General features: G+C 54.3%; 15 protein-coding genes and 1 tRNA gene. 3 read left to right on the top strand and 13 right to left on the bottom strand.

The annotated features are described in order from the left end of the window. Nucleotides 1-106: 106 nt before the first annotated feature. Together PHA01_RS15975 and PHA01_RS15970 are read right to left on the bottom strand one after the other, a co-directional pair. Nucleotides 107-181: transfer RNA gene (locus PHA01_RS15975), tRNA-Glu, on the bottom strand. An 88-nt stretch (nt 182-269) separates the two neighbouring features. Next, the gene (locus PHA01_RS15970; RefSeq protein WP_271897145.1) at nt 270-668 is read right to left on the bottom strand and encodes a fimbrial protein; all 399 of its coding nucleotides are present in this window, start codon (nt 666-668) and stop codon (nt 270-272) included. 56 nt (nt 669-724) lie between these two features. On the opposite strand from PHA01_RS15970, the gene PHA01_RS15965 reads away from it, so the two are divergent. Further along, complete coding sequence (locus PHA01_RS15965; protein WP_271897143.1) at nt 725-1726, top strand: RluA family pseudouridine synthase; 1002 nt, start codon at nt 725-727, stop codon at nt 1724-1726. A 238-nt stretch (nt 1727-1964) separates the two neighbouring features. After that, a complete protein-coding gene (rpoH, locus tag PHA01_RS15960; RefSeq protein ID WP_112523703.1) occupies nt 1965-2876 on the top strand; it encodes an RNA polymerase sigma factor RpoH in 912 nt (303 codons plus the stop codon). A gap of 56 nt (nt 2877-2932) precedes the next feature. On the opposite strand, the gene PHA01_RS15955 is transcribed toward rpoH, so the two are convergent. Both PHA01_RS15955 and PHA01_RS15950 read right to left on the bottom strand, forming a co-directional pair. Continuing rightward, entirely contained in the window at nt 2933-4498 is a 1566-nt protein-coding gene (locus PHA01_RS15955; protein WP_271897140.1) for a transcriptional regulator, read from the bottom strand. Between the two features lie 54 nt (nt 4499-4552). Beyond that, the gene (locus PHA01_RS15950; RefSeq protein WP_271897138.1) at nt 4553-5845 is read right to left on the bottom strand and encodes an adenylosuccinate synthase; all 1293 of its coding nucleotides are present in this window, start codon (nt 5843-5845) and stop codon (nt 4553-4555) included. A 263-nt stretch (nt 5846-6108) separates the two neighbouring features. Between PHA01_RS15950 and PHA01_RS15945 the strand changes: the two genes are divergently transcribed. After that, entirely contained in the window at nt 6109-7020 is a 912-nt protein-coding gene (locus tag PHA01_RS15945; RefSeq protein ID WP_271897136.1) for a DMT family transporter, read from the top strand. Here the strand turns inward: PHA01_RS15945 and PHA01_RS15940 are convergent. The 9 genes from PHA01_RS15940 to pal all read right to left on the bottom strand — a co-directional run bounded on the left by PHA01_RS15940 (nt 6998) and on the right by pal (nt 18194). Next, a complete protein-coding gene (locus PHA01_RS15940) occupies nt 6998-7510 on the bottom strand; it encodes a GNAT family N-acetyltransferase (protein WP_271897134.1) in 513 nt (170 codons plus the stop codon). The two genes, PHA01_RS15945 and PHA01_RS15940, sit on opposite strands and share 23 nt — an antisense overlap. 18 nt (nt 7511-7528) lie before the next feature. Further along, nucleotides 7529-9124: a phosphoglycerate dehydrogenase gene (gene serA, locus PHA01_RS15935; RefSeq protein ID WP_271897132.1), complete on the bottom strand. Its 1596-nt coding sequence runs from the start codon at nt 9122-9124 to the stop codon at nt 7529-7531. Nucleotides 9125-9210: 86 nt separating this feature from the next. Further along, nucleotides 9211-10389 (bottom strand): phosphoserine transaminase, encoded by a 1179-nt coding sequence (locus tag PHA01_RS15930; RefSeq protein WP_271897130.1) that lies wholly within the window; start codon nt 10387-10389, stop codon nt 9211-9213. A gap of 206 nt (nt 10390-10595) precedes the next feature. Continuing rightward, nucleotides 10596-11378: an outer membrane protein gene (locus PHA01_RS15925; RefSeq protein ID WP_271897128.1), complete on the bottom strand. Its 783-nt coding sequence runs from the start codon at nt 11376-11378 to the stop codon at nt 10596-10598. A gap of 211 nt (nt 11379-11589) precedes the next feature. After that, nucleotides 11590-12933: a phosphoglucosamine mutase gene (glmM, locus tag PHA01_RS15920; protein ID WP_271897126.1), complete on the bottom strand. Its 1344-nt coding sequence runs from the start codon at nt 12931-12933 to the stop codon at nt 11590-11592. Nucleotides 12934-13140: 207 nt separating this feature from the next. Beyond that, nucleotides 13141-15072, bottom strand: a complete 1932-nt coding sequence (ftsH, locus tag PHA01_RS15915; protein ID WP_271897097.1) for an ATP-dependent zinc metalloprotease FtsH — start codon at nt 15070-15072, stop codon at nt 13141-13143. A gap of 96 nt (nt 15073-15168) precedes the next feature. Continuing rightward, entirely contained in the window at nt 15169-16548 is a 1380-nt protein-coding gene (gene tilS, locus PHA01_RS15910) for a tRNA lysidine(34) synthetase TilS (protein WP_271897096.1), read from the bottom strand. Next, entirely contained in the window at nt 16523-17530 is a 1008-nt protein-coding gene (ybgF, locus tag PHA01_RS15905) for a tol-pal system protein YbgF (protein ID WP_271897095.1), read from the bottom strand. Before ybgF ends, tilS begins: the two co-directional genes overlap by 26 nt. A gap of 160 nt (nt 17531-17690) precedes the next feature. Beyond that, a complete protein-coding gene (gene pal / locus PHA01_RS15900; RefSeq protein ID WP_112523733.1) occupies nt 17691-18194 on the bottom strand; it encodes a peptidoglycan-associated lipoprotein Pal in 504 nt (167 codons plus the stop codon). Nucleotides 18195-18384: the final 190 nt, after the last annotated feature.

The following is an 18384-nucleotide window of genomic DNA, read 5'->3' as shown; positions in this document are numbered from 1 at the left end:
CCGGACCTTGGTCAGGATTTCAAACCGAGGCAACCTCATAAAGCGCAGCCTTTCACAATGCGGTTTGAACATCCTCGCGCATAAACGTGATGATATGCGGATATACTGGTACGCCCAAGGGGAATCGAACCCCTGTTTGCGCCGTGAGAGGGCGCCGTCCTGACCGCTAGACGATGGGCGCGTCGCAGGTAGCTGTGAGGGGTATAATCAAGCGTACGGCAAAGTGCAATAATGATTTCTCATCGACTTTCAACTCACCCCTCGCCCAATCAATTGCCAGCGGCTTCCGAAATTCGTGCCACCACGCGTTTGGTTGCAATATCATAGAGAAGGATTTGCCGGGTTCCGTCGGCCAATCTCGTTTCCAAAGAAAGAGTATTGTTCGCGAGATTGTGGGAAAGTATCCGCGTCCCTGGATCGAGCGTTATAGCCTCACCGCTCAGCGCCGCACCGAGTGGTTGTCCAGGAACCTCGGAACGAACCGCCGTAACCACTTCAGGAACCGGCTGGCTAATCTTGTAGACAATGGCCGCCAGCACCGCCATAAGACCGATCACCATAATACCGATGGAAACAGCCAATAGCCGGATCATCTTGCGCCGGACCCGTTCCATTGCCGGATCAAGGGGCTGTTCGTCCCCATCAAGGTCCGGGTTGATGTTGGCCATATATAGTGTTCTCCGAGGTTTCAAACCAAGCCTCCTGTAACGAAGGGACCGAGGTTTTGAAAGAGCTAATTACTGATACTGATTCAAGCGGCAAGAGACTGGACGCCTGGCTTTCGGCGCAGCTGACGCCAGATCTTTCGCGCAATCGCATCCAATCGCTCATCAGCGGAGGCCAGGTGAGCATTGACGGTAAACCAATCCGCGAGACCAAACACAAGTTGCGCGAGGGCCTTCGCATTACAATCGAGATTCCCGCGCCTGAAGATGCGGCTCCCAAGGGCGAAGATATCGCACTCGACATCCTCTACGAGGACGCAGACCTCATCGTTATCAACAAACCTGCCGGCCTTGTGGTCCATCCCGGAAATGGCAATTGGACAGGTACCTTGGTCAATGCGTTGATCCACCATTGCGGCGATACACTGTCTGGCATCGGCGGCGTCAGGCGGCCCGGCATCGTACATCGCCTCGACAAGGAAACCAGCGGCATCATGGTCGTCGCCAAGAACGATCTCGCTCATCGTCATCTCAGCGCTCAATTCGCTGATCACGGACGTACAAATGATCTGGAACGCGCATATCTCGCCATCGTATGGGGAACACCTGATCGAACAACTGGCACGATCGATGCGCCGCTTGGCAGATCACATCGAGATCGCACCAAGCAAGCTGTTGTCCATGCAGAACGCGAGGACGCCCGCCATGCGGTTACGCATTTCGAGGTTAAGGAGCGTTATGCCGCCAAGGAGGATGCAACTGCGCTTGCATCGCTCGTGGAGTGCCGCCTGGAGACAGGCAGAACGCATCAGATCCGTGTCCACATGGCTCATACGGGCCATCCGCTAGTAGGCGATCTGGAGTATGGCAGTTCTTACAAAACCAAGGCCAACAAGCTCGACGAACCCTTGCAAAGCATCGTTAAGGGGTTCACCCGGCAGGCACTGCATGCCAGGCTCCTTGCTTTCGAACACCCGTCGACCTGCGAACTCCTGCGGTTTGAAGCACCGGTACCACAGGACATGGCCGAATTGATCAAGGCTTTTCGGGAAAGGACGTGATATAGTCAGCACGGCGGAACCTTTGGCGAGGTTCGGAGTTCACTAAACGAGGACAAAACCTGACCTTATTGTTCACATTTATGTGACGGATTGTTTCGCTGCTTAATGCACCGTGTTTTTGACAAAATGATACCTATATATTGATAGCGCTAATCTGTCCGCGCCAAGCTATTGGGTGGGCGGTCAATGCGGACCTGCCGATAATGGGGGTCTATTCCAAAATGAGGAGGGGTGCTCAGTGGCCCAAAATCTTCCAAGTATCTTAGGTGGTGACGGTGGATTAACCCGTTACCTAGAAGAAATTCGTCGCTTTCCAATGCTCGAACCGCAGGAAGAGTATATGCTCGCCAAGCGGTATCTAGAGCATGCCGATCCGAAAGCGGCGCACAAGCTTGTCACAAGCCATTTACGTCTCGTTGCCAAAATTGCGATGGGTTATCGTGGCTATGGTCTGCCGATCGGCGAAGTTATATCCGAAGGAAACGTAGGTTTGATGCAGGCCGTAAAACGCTTCGAACCGGAGCGCGGCTTCCGTCTTGCGACATATGCAATGTGGTGGATCAAAGCTTCGATACAGGAATATGTCCTGCGTTCGTGGAGCCTTGTCAAAATGGGCACGACCGCAAACCAGAAGCGTCTTTTCTTCAACCTTCGTAAGGTGAAGAGCAAAATTCAGGCGCTCGATGATGGCGATCTCAATCCTGAACAGGTCAAGGAGATTGCGACACGTCTCAGTGTTTCTGAAGAAGAGGTGGTTTCGATGAACCGCCGCCTGTCTGGCGACGCGTCGTTGAATGCGCCAATTCGTTCTTCCGATGGTGAAGCCGGTGGTGATTGGCAGGATTGGCTTGTCGATGACCATGATAGCGCTGAAACGATGCTGATCGAGCAGGACGAGTTGGAAAATCGCCGTGAGATGCTCACGGGGGCGATGTCGTCACTCAATGACCGCGAACGTCGCATCTTTCAGGCACGGCGCCTTGCCGATGATCCTGTAACCCTGGAGGATCTTTCAACGGAGTTCGGCATCAGCCGCGAACGTGTTCGCCAGATCGAAGTTCGCGCATTTGAAAAAGTGCAGGACGCCGTTAAGGCAGCAGCTGTCAGACAGCAAAAGGCACTCGTTTCGACGGGCTCTGACGCGCGCTGAACCATCGGTTTTCTGGATCCAAAAAAGGCCGCATCAGCGGCCTTTTTATTGTCTGCCTAGCCTCCCGCCTTCGCGGCCCAGGACTTTAAAACCTCATCAAACGCTTTCTCGCCAGGTAAACCCTTCTCAAGTGTGATCAGGGCCCGCCTACCCGTCTTATAAGCGATGGGTATGTCGATCCACGACTGGCGCCGTATCAGTGACATGTTGGTGTCGACAGCTGTCTTTGCGTCGTTCATGGCAATGATGAAAAAATTATCGGCGATCTTGGCCGGAATGGCGACAAGCGGGCTTCCCGGAGCTTGTTCAGTGTCCTTGAAGGTCATGCGTGAGACGTTATCTATCGATCCCCCTGGAAAGCCCTCCGGCACAGTAAAGATCATCTCGACCAAATGGCTGGCCGGAAGTGACTTATCCCCATTGCGCCGTATGATCATGCGCAAATTAATGCCCCGGTCGGGAATAGTTACATCGGCCTTGATGGCAGGCTCGGGTGGAAGGTCATTACCTGGCGATTCTTGAACAACGGACCAGACTACACCGCCAGCATCGGCAGTTCCTGCATCCTGCCCGGAGCGCTCTTCATAGAAGAAGGCTTTCTGGCCGATAGGCAGAGCCGCAGGTGGCTGTGTTTGGCCAGCGGCTTGCTGCTGACCTTGCGCTTGAGGCGGCTGTGCCGGCTGATCCGGCGTCGACGCGGCCACAGAAGTGCCCTCTCCCAGTGAAGGAGTGTCATTCGCAGGGCCAGGATTAATCTCCTGACCGTCCGGGAGGAGACGTTGAGTAAGCTTTGGTTCAGCCTTTGGCTCCGCGGTCTCGGGCTTGGGTGATGGGCCAGGCGTGGTCTGAGCCGGCTTGGCGGGCGATGCTGGAGTCGTTGGCTCGTTCGTCGCGGTCTTGGCCGGCGTCGTTTCCCTGTTAGTCAGGTTGGCCAGGTAGGTTTTTAAGGCAGTCGCCTCCTGAGCAATTCGGTCGCGATAGTTCCAGCCCGCATAACCGGCGCCAGCAATGATGAGTAGCAAAGCTGCTATACCAAGCAGAGGCACCAACGAACGTCGTTGCGACGGCCGTTTAAGGGGGCCCCGCGTATAGACACCATAATCACCTGAAGAGCGATCCTCGGTGGCTGTGCTCAGATCGTCATCCTGTTCCTCAGGACCGCGTCCTGAATCCACAGGCCTGGTTAGGGTAAAGCCATCATGATTGTCTTTCTTGTCACGTGCTGACCCGCCCGCATCGTGGCTTGACAGAAAGTCTTCTAGTGCATCCGGCTGAGTCTCGACCTTGGCAAAGGAAGGCGCCGCAGATTTGGTCGAAGCAGCGGGCGCCGAAGGTGCGGATGCCGGTACTGATACTGGTGTTGGAATGGGTGGAGGCGGCGAAACCGGAGCGGGTTCGGGTATGATATCCTCAACTGCAGGTGCAAAATCGGACTCGACCTCGACAATGGCGTCTTCAAGTGCCTTTATCTGACGTGTGGCCACGGCCTCCGGCGCATTCAGTGTTACAAGCTTCTGCTCAATCGTTGCCCGAGCTTTCGCATATACACGTTGCCGTAGCGCCGGCGTTGGGTCCGCCAGCCCGTCAATTGTCTTTCTCAATACCGCAACGAAATCTGCCATTCACCCAAACCCATGGTTTTGTTGTGAGATTATCTCCAGGACGCGCTCCTGACTCTAATCATGAAACGGGTCAGTAACAAGTATCGTATCGTCGCGTTCAGGGCTGGTGGACAGAAGCGCGATGGGCGCACCGATCAACTCTTCTACATAACGCACATACTTGATCGCCTGCGCCGGAAGTTCGCTCCAACTGCGGGCGCCGGCCGTGGTCCCTTTCCAACCTTCCAGAGTCTCGTAGATCGGCGTAACCCTCGCCTGCTGGCCTTGACCAGCCGGAAGATAATCAATGACTTCACCATCGAGCTCGTACCCGGTACAGACCTTGATCTCATCGAGCCCATCCAACACGTCAAGCTTGGTCAAAGCGATACCGCTGATGCCGTTATTGGCAACAGCTTGGCGGACCAGAACAGCATCGAACCAACCGCAGCGGCGCTTGCGCCCCGTAACAGTCCCAAATTCATGGCCGCGTTCGCCAAGAAATTGTCCGACTTCATTCTGTTGTTCCGTCGGGAAAGGACCCTCGCCAACGCGCGTCGTATAAGCCTTGGTGATACCAAGAACATAGTGCAGTGATCCTGGCCCAATCCCGGACCCGGCTGACGCCTGTCCCGCAACCGTGTTCGATGAGGTCACGAATGGGTAGGTGCCGTGGTCGATATCAAGGAGGGTCCCCTGCGCGCCTTCAAAGAGGATACGTTCACCGGCTCGTTTCTTCTGGTCAAGCACGTACCAAACCCTATCCATAAATGGCAAGATATGTGGTGCGGCTTCATTGAGTTCAGCAAGCAATCTTGCGCCGTCGACTTCCTCTATGCCGAGACCGCGTCTTAGAGGATTGTGATGCGCAAGCAAACGTTCAATCTTGGCAGGCAGCGTGTCCGGATCAGCAAGATCGAGGACGTGGATCGCGCGGCGGCCCACCTTGTCTTCATAGGCCGGTCCGATGCCGCGGCCTGTCGTTCCGATCTTCGTACCCGAATTGGAAGCTTCGCGTCTGCGATCGAGCTCGCCGTGAATCGAAAGAATTAGCGTCGTGTTTTCGGCAATCTTCAGCGTTTCGGGTGTAATAACAACGCCCTGCGCTTCAAGTTTCTTCTTTTCCGCGATGAATGCGTGTGGATCGAATACAACGCCATTACCAATAACTGAAAGCTTGCCCTGGCGCACGACGCCCGATGGCAGGAGCGACAATTTATAGGTCACGCCATCAACCACCAGCGTATGCCCTGCATTGTGACCGCCCTGAAAGCGAACAATGACATCAGCACGTTCTGAAAGCCAATCGACAATCTTACCCTTGCCCTCATCACCCCACTGGGAACCGATCACAACAACATTTGCCATCCAAAACTCCTCAAGTCACAATCTCGTAGTGCTTATGCTCGACTACCTCTCGGATGCAGCAACAACACCTTAATGGCGCACAATTCTTCGAAAAACCGATTCTCGTTTGGGGTTATGCGCTAAATGCGGTGCTTCTATACAGGCTGGTTCATAAAAGCGCGACAATTCTTTCGATTGCCAACCGACCAATTTGGCTTTATCGCGCGATTAAACCTGTCGTCTCGGTGATTCATGCGGGATGATCAATTGTAGGCGACAGATCTATGAACCGCACGGCTTACGTTTTTCTTTTGACGACCGCCCTGTTATGGGGCGGTAATGCTGTTGCGGGCAAATTCGCTGTTGGTCATATTTCTCCAATGCTTCTGACGCTGTTGCGTTGGCTGCTTGCCTTCGTTTTTATTAGCGCTTTCAGTTTGAAGCAGGTTCGGCGAGACTGGGAACAGTTGCGACCAAATCTACCCATGCTAGCCGCACTAGGCACTTTCGGCTTCACATTTTTCAACATGGCTCTCTACAGCGCACTAAATTTCACCTCGGCAATCAACGTCACGATCGAGCAAGCCGGCATACCGATGGTAATATTCGTGGCAAATTTAATGCTGTTTGGCACACGTGTACAACCAGGACAGATTCTTGGGTTTAGCCTTTCACTTATTGGAGTCGCCTTGACAGCCGGCCATGGAAGTTTCGCGCGTTTGGCTAGCCTCGACGTCAATTTTGGCGACGCGCTGATGCTTCTCGCGGTACTTCTCTATAGTGGCTACACCGTCGCGCTACGCTTTAGACCAAGCATCAATTGGCAAAGCCTCATGACGGTAATGACCTTTTTTGCTTTTGTTACGGCCATTCCGTTCACGATTTGGGAATGGCAGAATGGGACGATGACCCCGCCCGACCCAACAGGAACAATGGTTGTCCTTTATACAGCCGTTTTTCCTTCGCTCGCGGCACAGGTACTTTTCATCAAAGGCGTCGAATATATCGGCGCAAACCGCGCGGGCTTATTCATCAATGCAGTTCCGATTTTTGGAACATTGCTCGCAGTTGCATTGCTGGGCGAGGACTTCCAAATCTATCACGGCGTAGCGCTGGTCCTCGTGCTGGGCGGAATCTGGATAGCCGAACTCAGCGGACGCAAGCATGCCGGTACTAGCGAAGCTGGCGCAGCATGAAACAGGCGTCATCAGAATAGGTTGCAAGCTTTTCAACTAGTTCCGGTCGATCAATCGCCTCAAATCCATGTCTATGCCAGAAAATCGATGATCCATTGACTGCAACGAGCGAGATCGTTTGGCAGCCGAGCCGTCTGGCATGGTCGATCACCTTTTGTACGATTTCACTTGCAGCGCCAATGCCGCGCGCCGCATTCACCAACGCTATATCGTGGATATAATAATTGTCTGCCCAATCCGGCAAAGCCATGAGCACCGTATTCAGAGGCGGAATGTCAAAGCTTTTCCACGGGTGAGTGATCGCATAACCAAGAGTGGTTGCCCCGTTCTCAAAAACATATGCACCTTGCCCATGCAATGAAAAACGATTGAAAAAAACCGCGTCATCTTCCGGAAAATGGGGATGGACCTCAGCCGCAACCGCGCTGACAGAAGCAAGATCGCTTGCTTCCATCAAACGCCAGTACGGTACATTTTCGACGGACTTCATAGCCGGGCGTCCGTATGATCAACCGATGTCGAATTCCAACGGTTTTGCTGAAACGATCGCCTTGTTAACGCGCAATTCCTCCAGAACATGGTCCGGAATCCGTTCGTCAAGATAGAGCATGGCGATTGCGTTTCCACCGGGATTGTCACGACCAAGCGAGAAGTTCGCAATATTGACATTGTTGTTGCCGCAGATAGTACCGAGCAAGCCAATCATTCCCGGCGTATCATTATTGGTTGTGTAGAGCATATGCTGACCGACCTCGGCATCGAGATTGATACCCTTGATCTGGATGAAACGTGGCTTGCCATCCGAGAAACAGGTGCCGGCAATTGATCGCGTCAACGATGCAGTCTTCACGGTGAGCTTTATATAACCATCAAATACGCCGGATTTATCGCGCCTTACCTCGGAAAGAACGATACCACGCTCCTTCACCATGACCGGCGCCGAAACCATGTTCACATCAGCCACCTGAGGACGGATAAGGCCGGCCAGAGCAGCGCTTACCAGCGCACGCGTATTCATTGCAGCCGTGGAGCCATCGAACAGAACCTCCACTTCCTGAATGGGATCTTCCGTGACCTGGCCAACAAACGCGCCGAGCACCTCTGCAAGCTTGACGAATGGCTTCAATCGCGGGGCTTCCTCTGCAGTGATGGATGGCATATTGATCGCGTTCGAGACGGCGCCCTTGATCAGATAGTCCGACATCTGCTCCGCCACTTGTAACGCGACATTTTCCTGTGCTTCGCTGGTAGACGCGCCAAGATGCGGCGTGCAGACAACGTTAGGCAGATGGAACAACTCATTCTCGGTAGCGGGTTCCACCTCAAATACATCAATGCCAGCGCCGGCCACCTTGCCGGACTTCAATGCGGCAATGAGGTCCTTCTCGACGATGAGGCCGCCGCGGGCGCAATTGATGATGCGCACGCCATCCTTCATCTTTGCGATATTCTCTGCATTGATGATGCCACGTGTCTTGTCGGTCATCGGCGTATGCAAGGTTATGAAATCGGCGCGCGCCAGCAACTCATCTAGTTCGACTTTCTCAACGCCCAGCTCTTCGGCACGGCCTTCCGAAAGGAAGGGATCGAAGGCAATCACATGCATTTTGAGGCCGACACCACGTGTGGCGACGATGGACCCTATATTACCGCAACCGATGATCCCAAGCGTCTTGCCCGTGATCTCGATACCCATAAAGCGGTTCTTCTCCCATTTGCCTGCGCGCGTGGACGCATCGGCCTCGGGCAATTCGCGCGCGACTGCAAACATCAAGGCAACGGCATGCTCGGCCGTCGTTATGGAGTTACCGAACGGTGTGTTCATTACGATAATGCCGCGCCGTGAGGCGGCTGGAATATCGACATTGTCAACACCAATGCCTGCGCGTCCGACAACCTTCAGATTTTTTGCAGCAGCAATCAACTTCTCGGTGACCTTGGTCGCAGAGCGGATAGCAAGGCCATCGTACTGGCCGATCACTTCGAGCAGTTTTTCCTTATCCGGACCGAGGTCTGGAAGATAGTCGACTTCGATACCGCGGTCCTTGAAGATTTGGACTGCTGTCGGGGACAGTTTATCGGATACGAGTACACGTGGTGCCATGATGGCCTCCATCTTTCAATGAGTAGCGTGAATCGGAATGATGCGATTGACAGCGGCCGCGATGCTGCAGCCGCCGTAGCCCGGACCTAGGCTGCCTGTTTCAGAGCGGCTTTTTGCGACTGAAAAGCCCAGTCGAGCCAAAGCGTTAACGCTTCTAGATCAGCTGCCTCGACAGTGGCGCCCGCCCAGATGCGTAGGCCCGACGGCGCATCGCGATAAGCGCCGACGTCATAGGCGACGCCCTCCTTCTCCAGGAGCGCAACAAGGTTCTTGGCGAAATTTGCCTGGGCCTCTGCATCAAGCGCGATAATATCCGGATCGACGATCGTTAGGCAGACGGAGGTGTTGGATCGCGTTGCCGGAACCCTCGCGAGATTGGCAATCCATGGCGTCCGCTCGACAAAAGCATCTAGAACAGCAAAATTTTGGTCCGCACGGCCCACCAGTCCGTCAAGCCCACCGATGGAGTTCGCCCAGGTCAATGCATCGAGGTAATCTTCAACGCATAGCATCGAGGGCGTATTGATTGTCTCGCCAGCGAAGATGCCTTCGATCAGCTTGCCGCCCGAGGTGAGCCGGAAGATCTTAGGCAAAGGCCACGCGGGCTTGTAAGTGAGCAGCCGTTCAACCGCGCGGGGGCTAAGGATCAACATGCCATGCGCACCTTCGCCACCAAGCACTTTTTGCCAGGAGAACGTCACAACGTCGAGCTTGTCAAAATTTAGTCGCTGCGCAAAAGCCGCGGACGTCGCATCGCAAATGGTGAGTCCTTTGCGATCAGCGGGAATGAAATCACCATTCGGCACCCGGACGCCGGAGGTCGTGCCGTTCCACGTGAAGACCACGTCGCGGTCGAAATCGACTTTGGAAAGGTCAGGTAATTCGCCGTAGCTCGCTTCGATGGTGCGGGCGTCGCCAAGTTTAAGCTGCTTAACAACATCCGTTACCCAGCCGGAGCCGAAGCTCTCCCACGCGACCATATCGACGCCACGCTCGCCGAGCAGCGACCAGAGTGCCATTTCGACAGCGCCAGTATCGGAAGCCGGCACGATACCGATGCGATAACCGGCAGGAACCTCCAGAATTTCGCGAGTGAGATCGATCGCCTGTTTCAGCTTGGTCTTGCCGACCTTGGCGCGATGGGAGCGACCAAGCGAGGCACCGGAAAGCGCGTCGAGCGACCATCCGGGACGTTTTGCACAGGGACCTGATGAAAAATTAGGATTGGCCGGGCGCTGCGCCGGCTTTGATAGCGTCGTCGTCATGTTTTCTCCTATCCTTACAGATAGCTCGCCTCTCGTTGGGGAGAGGTGGCCCACTCCGGGAACTAGGAGAAATGTCGTTGGCAGTCAAGAAATATGTTTGTGCGCGACATCAAAATTGTGCGGAGCAAGGATAGGCATTAAAGAAAACACAAAAGGGCGACGGCAGGAGAAACCTCCTGCCGCTCGAATTTCCATTGGAAAATCAATCAGAATGCGTAGCGCACACCAACCTTGAAGTCATGCGACGTAATGTCCTTGAATTTGAACGGTTCCGGGTTGGGCCGCGTTTGCGAGGGGATGAAGTTGGATGCATTAGCTGTCTGTCCGTCTCCAAGATCCAAGTAGCTGTAACCGAGATCGATTGTCATGCGGTCAGTCGCCTTGATGCCCACACCGGCGTGCAGCGCCCATGCAAATTCCCACTGGGAGTCCGAACCTGCAAACCCGCCGCCCCCTGTAATTGCGTTGTTATCGGTAAAATTCGATATTGTATTTCGCGATGCACCAATACCCGCACCGACGTAAGGCGTGAGGCCGGCGTAAGTACCAAGATCGGTATAGGCGTTGGCCAAAAACAACCATTCTGACTTCTTCGCGTGGTATTCGTTCGTTGCCTCATCGCCATTGTCCGGAATGCCATCCGTGTCATAAAAGTCCAAGGCGCTAAATTCGGTCTTACCACGATACTGGCCCGTGACATCTGCGCGAAACCAATCGTTAAACTGATATCCAACACCTATCTGGCCGGTTATGCCGGCGTCAAAGTCTCCCTCATCGTGCCAACCGTGAACAGCGGGATCCGCGAAGCCTATATAATCCAGGCCGTCGAATTGCTGGTTGCTCATCCCGATGTCGCCGCGCAGGTACCATCCTCCAAACTGTTGGACTTCCACTACCTGCGGATCCTGTATGTCGGCCGAATATGCCGGGACAGCACCCAGGCACAGAAGTGCTGCGCTCATAGCAGCATGTTTGGTGAAAGTGCTCATTTTCGTTTCCCTCACGAAGCCCAATGATTGAAGTGCAGCGAATGCTACTAAGGTGTTAGAAACCAATATGAGGGGGAAAAGTTAAATCTCGCTTAACCGTGTTTCTTCACCATATCCATTAACGTTAATGAATCGGAAACAACGCTGTTTGCTGGCAAAATACAAAATGGGCCCAGCGGGCCCATTTGCATTAATACGTAGTAGTATTGTTCTATGCGGCCGAAGAAATCACCGAAATGATATCGTTGACGACGGTCTCGACAAGTTTGCGGTCGTCGCCTTCTGCCATGACGCGTATTAAAGGTTCCGTTCCGGACGGCCGAATTACAAGACGACCGGCATTGCCCAGGCGATCACGAGCCTCATCAATGGCGCTCTTTACCTTCTTGTTTTCCAGCGGCTTCGTGCCAGATGTACGAACGTTTTTCAACAATTGCGGCACAGGATCAAATTTACGGCAAACCTCGCTCACCGGCCTGTTCTGTTCTTGGACTACCGCAAGAATCTGTAGGGCCGACACCAGGCCATCGCCAGTTGTGGAAAAATCGGACAGCACGATATGGCCGGACTGCTCGCCGCCAATATTGAAACCATGGCTGCGCATGTGCTCAACTACATATCGGTCACCAACCTGCGTGCGTGCTAGTGTCAATCCACGATCGACCAGGAAGCGCTCAAAGCCGAGATTGGACATGATTGTCGCAACGACACCGCCGCCGACGAGGCGATTTGACTCCTGCCAGGATTGGGCGATGACGGCCATGAGCTGGTCCCCGTCGATGATGGCGCCATTCTCATCTACTATCAGCACGCGGTCCGCATCGCCATCGAGCGCAATGCCGATATCGGCTCTGACTTCATGCACTTTCTTAATCAAGCCTAACGGATGAGTTGAGCCGCAATCTTCGTTGATGTTCGTACCATTGGGCTCGTTATTGATGGTAACGACGTCAGCCCCAAGCTCCCACAATGCTGCGGGCGCAACCTTGTATGCCGCTCCGTTGGCGCAATCGACAACAATCCGCAACCCCGCCAGCGAGATGTTCTTTGGCATCGTCCGCTTGGCGAATTCGATATAGCGATAGATATCGCCGTCAACACGCTTCGCCCGACCAAGCGCATCGAAACTGGACAGCCGATCTGTCAAATTCTCTTCCATCAATCGCTCAATTTCGAGCTCGATCTCATCGGAGAGTTTGAAGCCATCCGGGCCGAACAGTTTGATACCATTGTCATGGTAAGGATTGTGCGACGCTGAAATCATGACGCCAATGTCGGCACGCAAGGACCTGCAGAGCATGGCGACAGCCGGCGTTGGAATCGGACCAAGGAGAAATACATCCATGCCTGTCGAGGTAAACCCGGCCACAAGCGCCGTCTCGATCATATAGCCGGAAAGCCGTGTGTCCTTTCCGATCACGACGCGGTTGCGATGTTGGCCGCGCTTGAACGCAAGGCCTACAGCCATGCCTACCTTCATCGCGATATCGGGCGTCATCGGATAGGCGTTTGCCTGCCCGCGAATACCATCTGTCCCAAAATATTTGCGAACCATTTTTATTATCCAACGCTTGGGGACTCTGGCTCTATCGTATAGCCAAGAGTAGCCCTCGTTTGCTCGTGCTCGATCTCCGCTTATTGCAGAAGACCGTCGATTTCGCATCTCACAATTTGTGTGGGGATTATACTTGACGCAAATGAATGAACAATTCGTACAAACGGCCGGTTTTCACCGGCCGTTTGTATATGTTGGGTACCCCATTCAGGACTGTGGCTGAGGCTCTAAGCCCTTGTCTGGTTCATCGCCCTTGCGTGATTTCTTGGCACCCGCCTTCGGGACAGCCGAGCCGCGTGACGGTGGTGTGTCATCGCCGAGATCACGAGCAGGCTTTTTGCCAGCCATCAGCGCCTTGATCTCTTCGCCTGTGAGCGTCTCATATTCAAGCAGCCCTTCTGCGATGGCGATCCATTCCTTCTTCTTCTTGGTCAGGATCGTGCGGGCATGGGTATAGGCATCATCGATCAGTTTACGCACTTCTGCATCGATCAATTGTGCCGTCTCTTCCGAAACATTCTGCGTGCGCGCAACAGAATGCCCTAGGAAGACTTCTTCCTGGTTCTCGCCATAGGCGACTTGGCCAAGCTTGTCCGAGAAGCCCCAACGCGTAACCATGGCGCGCGCAAGCTTGGTTGCCTGCTCGATATCTGAGGAAGCACCTGATGTGATGTTTTCCTTACCGAACTTCAGCTCCTCGGCAATACGGCCACCCATCATGATAGCCAGCCGGGAAACCATCCACTTGTAGCTCATCGAGTAGCGATCACCTTCAGGCAATTGCATGACCATGCCGAGGGCACGGCCGCGCGGGATAATGGTCGCCTTGTGCAACGGGTCGGCCACCTCGACATTGAGCGCGACAATGGCGTGGCCCGCTTCATGATAGGCAGTCAGTTCCTTTTCCGCCTGGGTCATGGCGGTCGAGCGACGCTCTGCACCCATCATGATCTTGTCTTTGGCGTCTTCAAATTCGAGCATGGTGACAAGGCGCTTGTTTCGGCGCGCCGCCATCAAGGCAGCCTCGTTGACAAGATTCATAAGGTCGGCTCCGGAGAAGCCCGGGGTACCACGAGCCAGAACCTTCAGATCGACATTCGGTGCCAGCGGTACATTGCGTGCATGCACCTTTAGGATTTTTTCGCGACCGGTAACATCCGGGTTTGGTACGACGACCTGACGGTCGAAGCGGCCCGGGCGCAGGAGCGCAGGATCAAGCACGTCAGGCCGGTTGGTGGCAGCAATGAGGATCACGCCCTCGTTGGCCTCAAAACCATCCATCTCCACCAGCAACTGGTTGAGGGTCTGTTCGCGTTCATCATTACCACCGCCAAGGCCGGCGCCACGATGACGGCCAACCGCATCGATTTCATCGATGAAGATTATGCATGGCGCATTCTTCTTCGCCTGTTCGAACATGTCGCGAACACGCGATGCGCCGACGCCAACGAACATTTCGACGAAGTCCGAACCGGAGATGGTGAAAAAAGGCACATTTGCTTCGCCAGCAATAGCACGTGCGAGCAGCGTCTTACCGGTACCGGGAGGTCCAACCAACAGCACCCCGCGCGGGATACGTCCGCCGAGCCGCTGGAATTTCTGTGCATCGCGCAGGAACTCGACGATTTCCTCAAGATCTTCCTTGGCTTCATCGACGCCGGCAACGTCCTGGAACGTCACACGTCCATGCGCCTCGGTGAGAAGCTTGGCTTTGGACTTGCCAAAGCCCATGGCACCGCGTGACCCCCCTTGCATCTGACGCATGAAGAATATCCACACACCGAGAATCAGGATCATCGGCAGCCAGGAAATCAGCATGCCAACGAGCGATGTAGAACCATCGGATTCAGGCCGCGCGGCAATCTGAACACTCTTGCTTTCGAGGCGGCCGACAAGACCAGCATCCCCGGGTGAATAGGTCTGGAAGCTTGCGCCATTGTCGGAATAGGTACCCGTGATACGGTTGCCCGCGATCGTCACCGATTTTACTCGGCCGCTGTTCACGTCGCTGATGAACTGCGAGTAAGGTACATCGCTCGACGCCGAACGAGAGCTTGGACTTTGGAAAAGGTTGAACAACGCAATTAGAAGCAAGGCGATAATCGCCCACAGCGCGAAGTTCCTGTAGTTAGGATTCATATCGGGTCCCATCAAAACATAACCGCAAGGACGCGGAATTTATACGTAACATAGGTTCGAAGCATGCCATTGCCAAGGCTGGCGTTCAAACTCACGTCAATTCTTATTAATCTGGTTTACAGGAGACCGCTTGTACCCCTGTAGTTGAAAGGTTTCTGCAACGGATTGAGCAAGCATTTCATCATAGCCCGAAAGAATATGGTCGAACAGGGCAAGGTGCCGCGTCACAGAAATTCCTTCAGCCAATTTCCCGTGATTACCGAAAGCCGGAACGTCGACAATGTCGCCGTCGAGAAGCACAGCGGGGCTCGACAAAGTCGATGGTCGGTGAAAATTGGATGGGCGGACATCGCCCAAAAATTCCAGCCCTAATATACCAGTCGCTCTGATCTTGATTGATTTGTTGGTATGATTGCCGATCCGGTATCGACCATCCCAGATGGCAATTTCGCCCGGTTCAACAGCAATGTTCGGCAAAGAGCGCATTTCACGATAGATGACGGCTTTATTCTTGCTGAGTTGAAGAACACAACGGTTCATTGTGATACGCCCCGACAACCGTTGCGAACAGATATGCTCGAGGGCCTTCTCGCAATTTTCGACCGGCGGCAGATATGATTGCCCGCCCATCGTTGCCATTAGTATGGCCACGACAAGTTGTTGGACGCCCTCCTCTTGCAAAACCAAGTCTGCGCGGCTCACCTCAGCGCGGATTCCATGGTGAATAGTCACGCAATCCGGTAGAAACTCCGCAACCTTATCGTTCAGCGCGCGTCTTTTGTTTGCTTTTTCAACGATCTCGCAGACCATTTCCCGGGAATCCACGAGCCGGAGAGCCTTGCGAATTCGAACGCGCTCGTATTTTGGATTTTCATTGGAAGGGTCGTCTCGCCAGGCAATCCCTCTGGCGCGGAGATAGTCGCGCAACTTTTCTCGCGAGGCATCGAGCAAAGGGCGCACGAGCCAAACCTCGCGATCAAGTAAGGTCGCCAATGCCATACCGGCCAATCCCCGATCGCTCCCTCCCTCTCCCGTTCGTGCTGAGCGCATGACGAAGGTCTCGATCTGATCGTCAAGTGTATGGCCTGCAAGGATCACGTCGGTACCTGCATCGCGCGCTGCGCGACACAGGAGCTTATAGCGGACATCGCGCGCCTTGGCGGACAGGCCCGTATCCGGTTTGGGTCCGTCCCAGTTCAAGATCCGGTGTTCAATTCCTGCTGTTTTACAGAGTCCTGCGACAAAATGCGCTTCATCAGCAGATTCAGGTCGAAGTCCATGGTCAATCGTAACGGCGATGATTTTTGGAAAGGTGCTTTGTGCCGCGCGATAGCTGATCAGAAGGCACAACAAGGCCAAGGAGTCACTTCCGCCCGACACAGCAACTATGACAGATCTCAGCTCCCCGAAATCAATCGCATCGAAAACGCTGGCAGGATCAATATCCTGGTCAGCATTTGTTGGCGGCACGTTCATTCTTCACGCGCTCTTTGATCGCTGCAGAAATATTTGGGTAACGGGAATTGACCGAGGCAAACGTTGCGCACGCAACCTCATGATCCTGCATTTTTGCCAGAGTCATGCCAAGCTTCAGAAGATTTTCGGGGCTTTTCTTGGCGTCAGGAAATTGCTTGTGATTATCGAGGAAGACCGAGGCGGCGTCCTGGAAACGCCCTTGGCTGTAAAGCGATTCACCGAGCCAATATCGCGCATCAGGATCCGCCGGATCTTTCGGGAAACGATCCACGTGGCTGCGAAACGCCGCTTCAGCGCTTTTGTAGTCTCCAGACAGGAACAACTGATAGGCTTGGCTGTAGAGCACCTTTGGATCATCGGTGTCCGGTAGAGCTGCTACCGTCGTGTTATCTGAAGACGGACCAGCTGGGGTATCATTTCTGGAACCACCAATTACGTTGCCATTGGCATCAAACTCGATTTGTCCAAGCGGACGTGGCGGCTCGCCAAGCTGTGGTGAGCCGGAAGCATCGGTTTGTGGGTCAATGGCAGCGGAATCAGTGGTGTCGGGCAACGAGCTTATAGTGGGCGCTGCTGAGTTGGTGGAGGCATCGCTCGATGCCTCCCCGGCTTTCCGCGAGGGCGTTACAGAGGCAACGCTGCGGTCGCTCTTGCCCCCAGCATCCGACCGCTTGCCCTTTTCCAATTCCTGGAACCGGAATTCATTGTCCTCCTGTACCTTCCGCATCTGCTCTTGCATTTGCAGAATCTGGAAGTTCAGTTCCTCGATCTTGCCGGTAAGCTGCCTGATCTGCTCCTCCAGCTGGCTGACACGTGGGTCGCCTGCCTGCGCCATGAGCACGGGCGCATCGTTTGTCACAATGGCTGCCTTTGGCGTCAGCGAGGGGAAACCATCCTCAACGCTTGAAGCATGGCCCACGCCGGTCGCCAGAAATGGCAGCACCGTCATTGCCAGCACCATTCTCTTCAGTCGTTTATTCATTCCTTTTACCGCCCTGATGTGGGAAATAGAAACACCGCTGGGATTTGCGGCAGCTTATCTAACACGAGCAACGTGACTTCGGCCAAATTTTGTTTTGACCGGAGACCAAACAAAAAAAGCGGCCCGAAAGCCGCTTTTCCCTGATAGAGCCAACCGGCTTTTAGCTACCAGCGCCGCCAAGAACTGTGATGGCGCGACGATTCTGCGACCAGCACGATTCGCTATCGCAAACGGCGACCGGACGCTCATTGCCGTAAGAAAGTGTCTTGATACGCGCTGCGGGTACACCCTGCGATGCGAGGTAGTTGCGCGTCGCAGCTGCACGCCGTTGGCCAAGGGCCAGATTATATTCACGCGTGCCGCGTTCGTCCGCATGACCTTCGACCGTGATCGCATAGTTTGGATAGCGCTGGAGCCACTGTGCCTGCTTAGCCAAAGTCTGCTGCGCATCGGCGCGAATGACGGAGGAGTCAACGTCGAAGAAGATACGATCGCCAACGTTGACTGTGAAATCTTGAGTGGAACCAGGTTTTGCGCTGCCGGCAAGACCGAGATCACCGGCACTGTTGGGCATGTTTTTCTTCGAAGCACAACCCGCAATGGCGAGAGACAGGAAGAGTGCAACGAAAACTGGACTGCGGGCGATCATTTCGAAGCGGCGCATAGCCTGGACTCCTTAAGAATTGAATTGTTTCGGTGAACAAGCAGTAACCATATCGAGGTTAAGGGCCGGTTCAGAAACAGGGTTAATCCACTCTTAACACCAGGATTAACGGCGAATTTCAGAATGTGTTCTGCACCCTAAAGGCACAAATTGAGGCGGAAAGACGACATTCGCGGCAATGTCTTGAAAC

Source organism: Candidatus Phyllobacterium onerii, from assembly GCF_028331445.1.
GTDB lineage: Bacteria > Pseudomonadota > Alphaproteobacteria > Rhizobiales > Rhizobiaceae > Phyllobacterium > Phyllobacterium onerii.
Note: the sequence above shows the minus strand (reverse complement) of the source record. Positions and strands in the feature narration are given on the sequence as shown.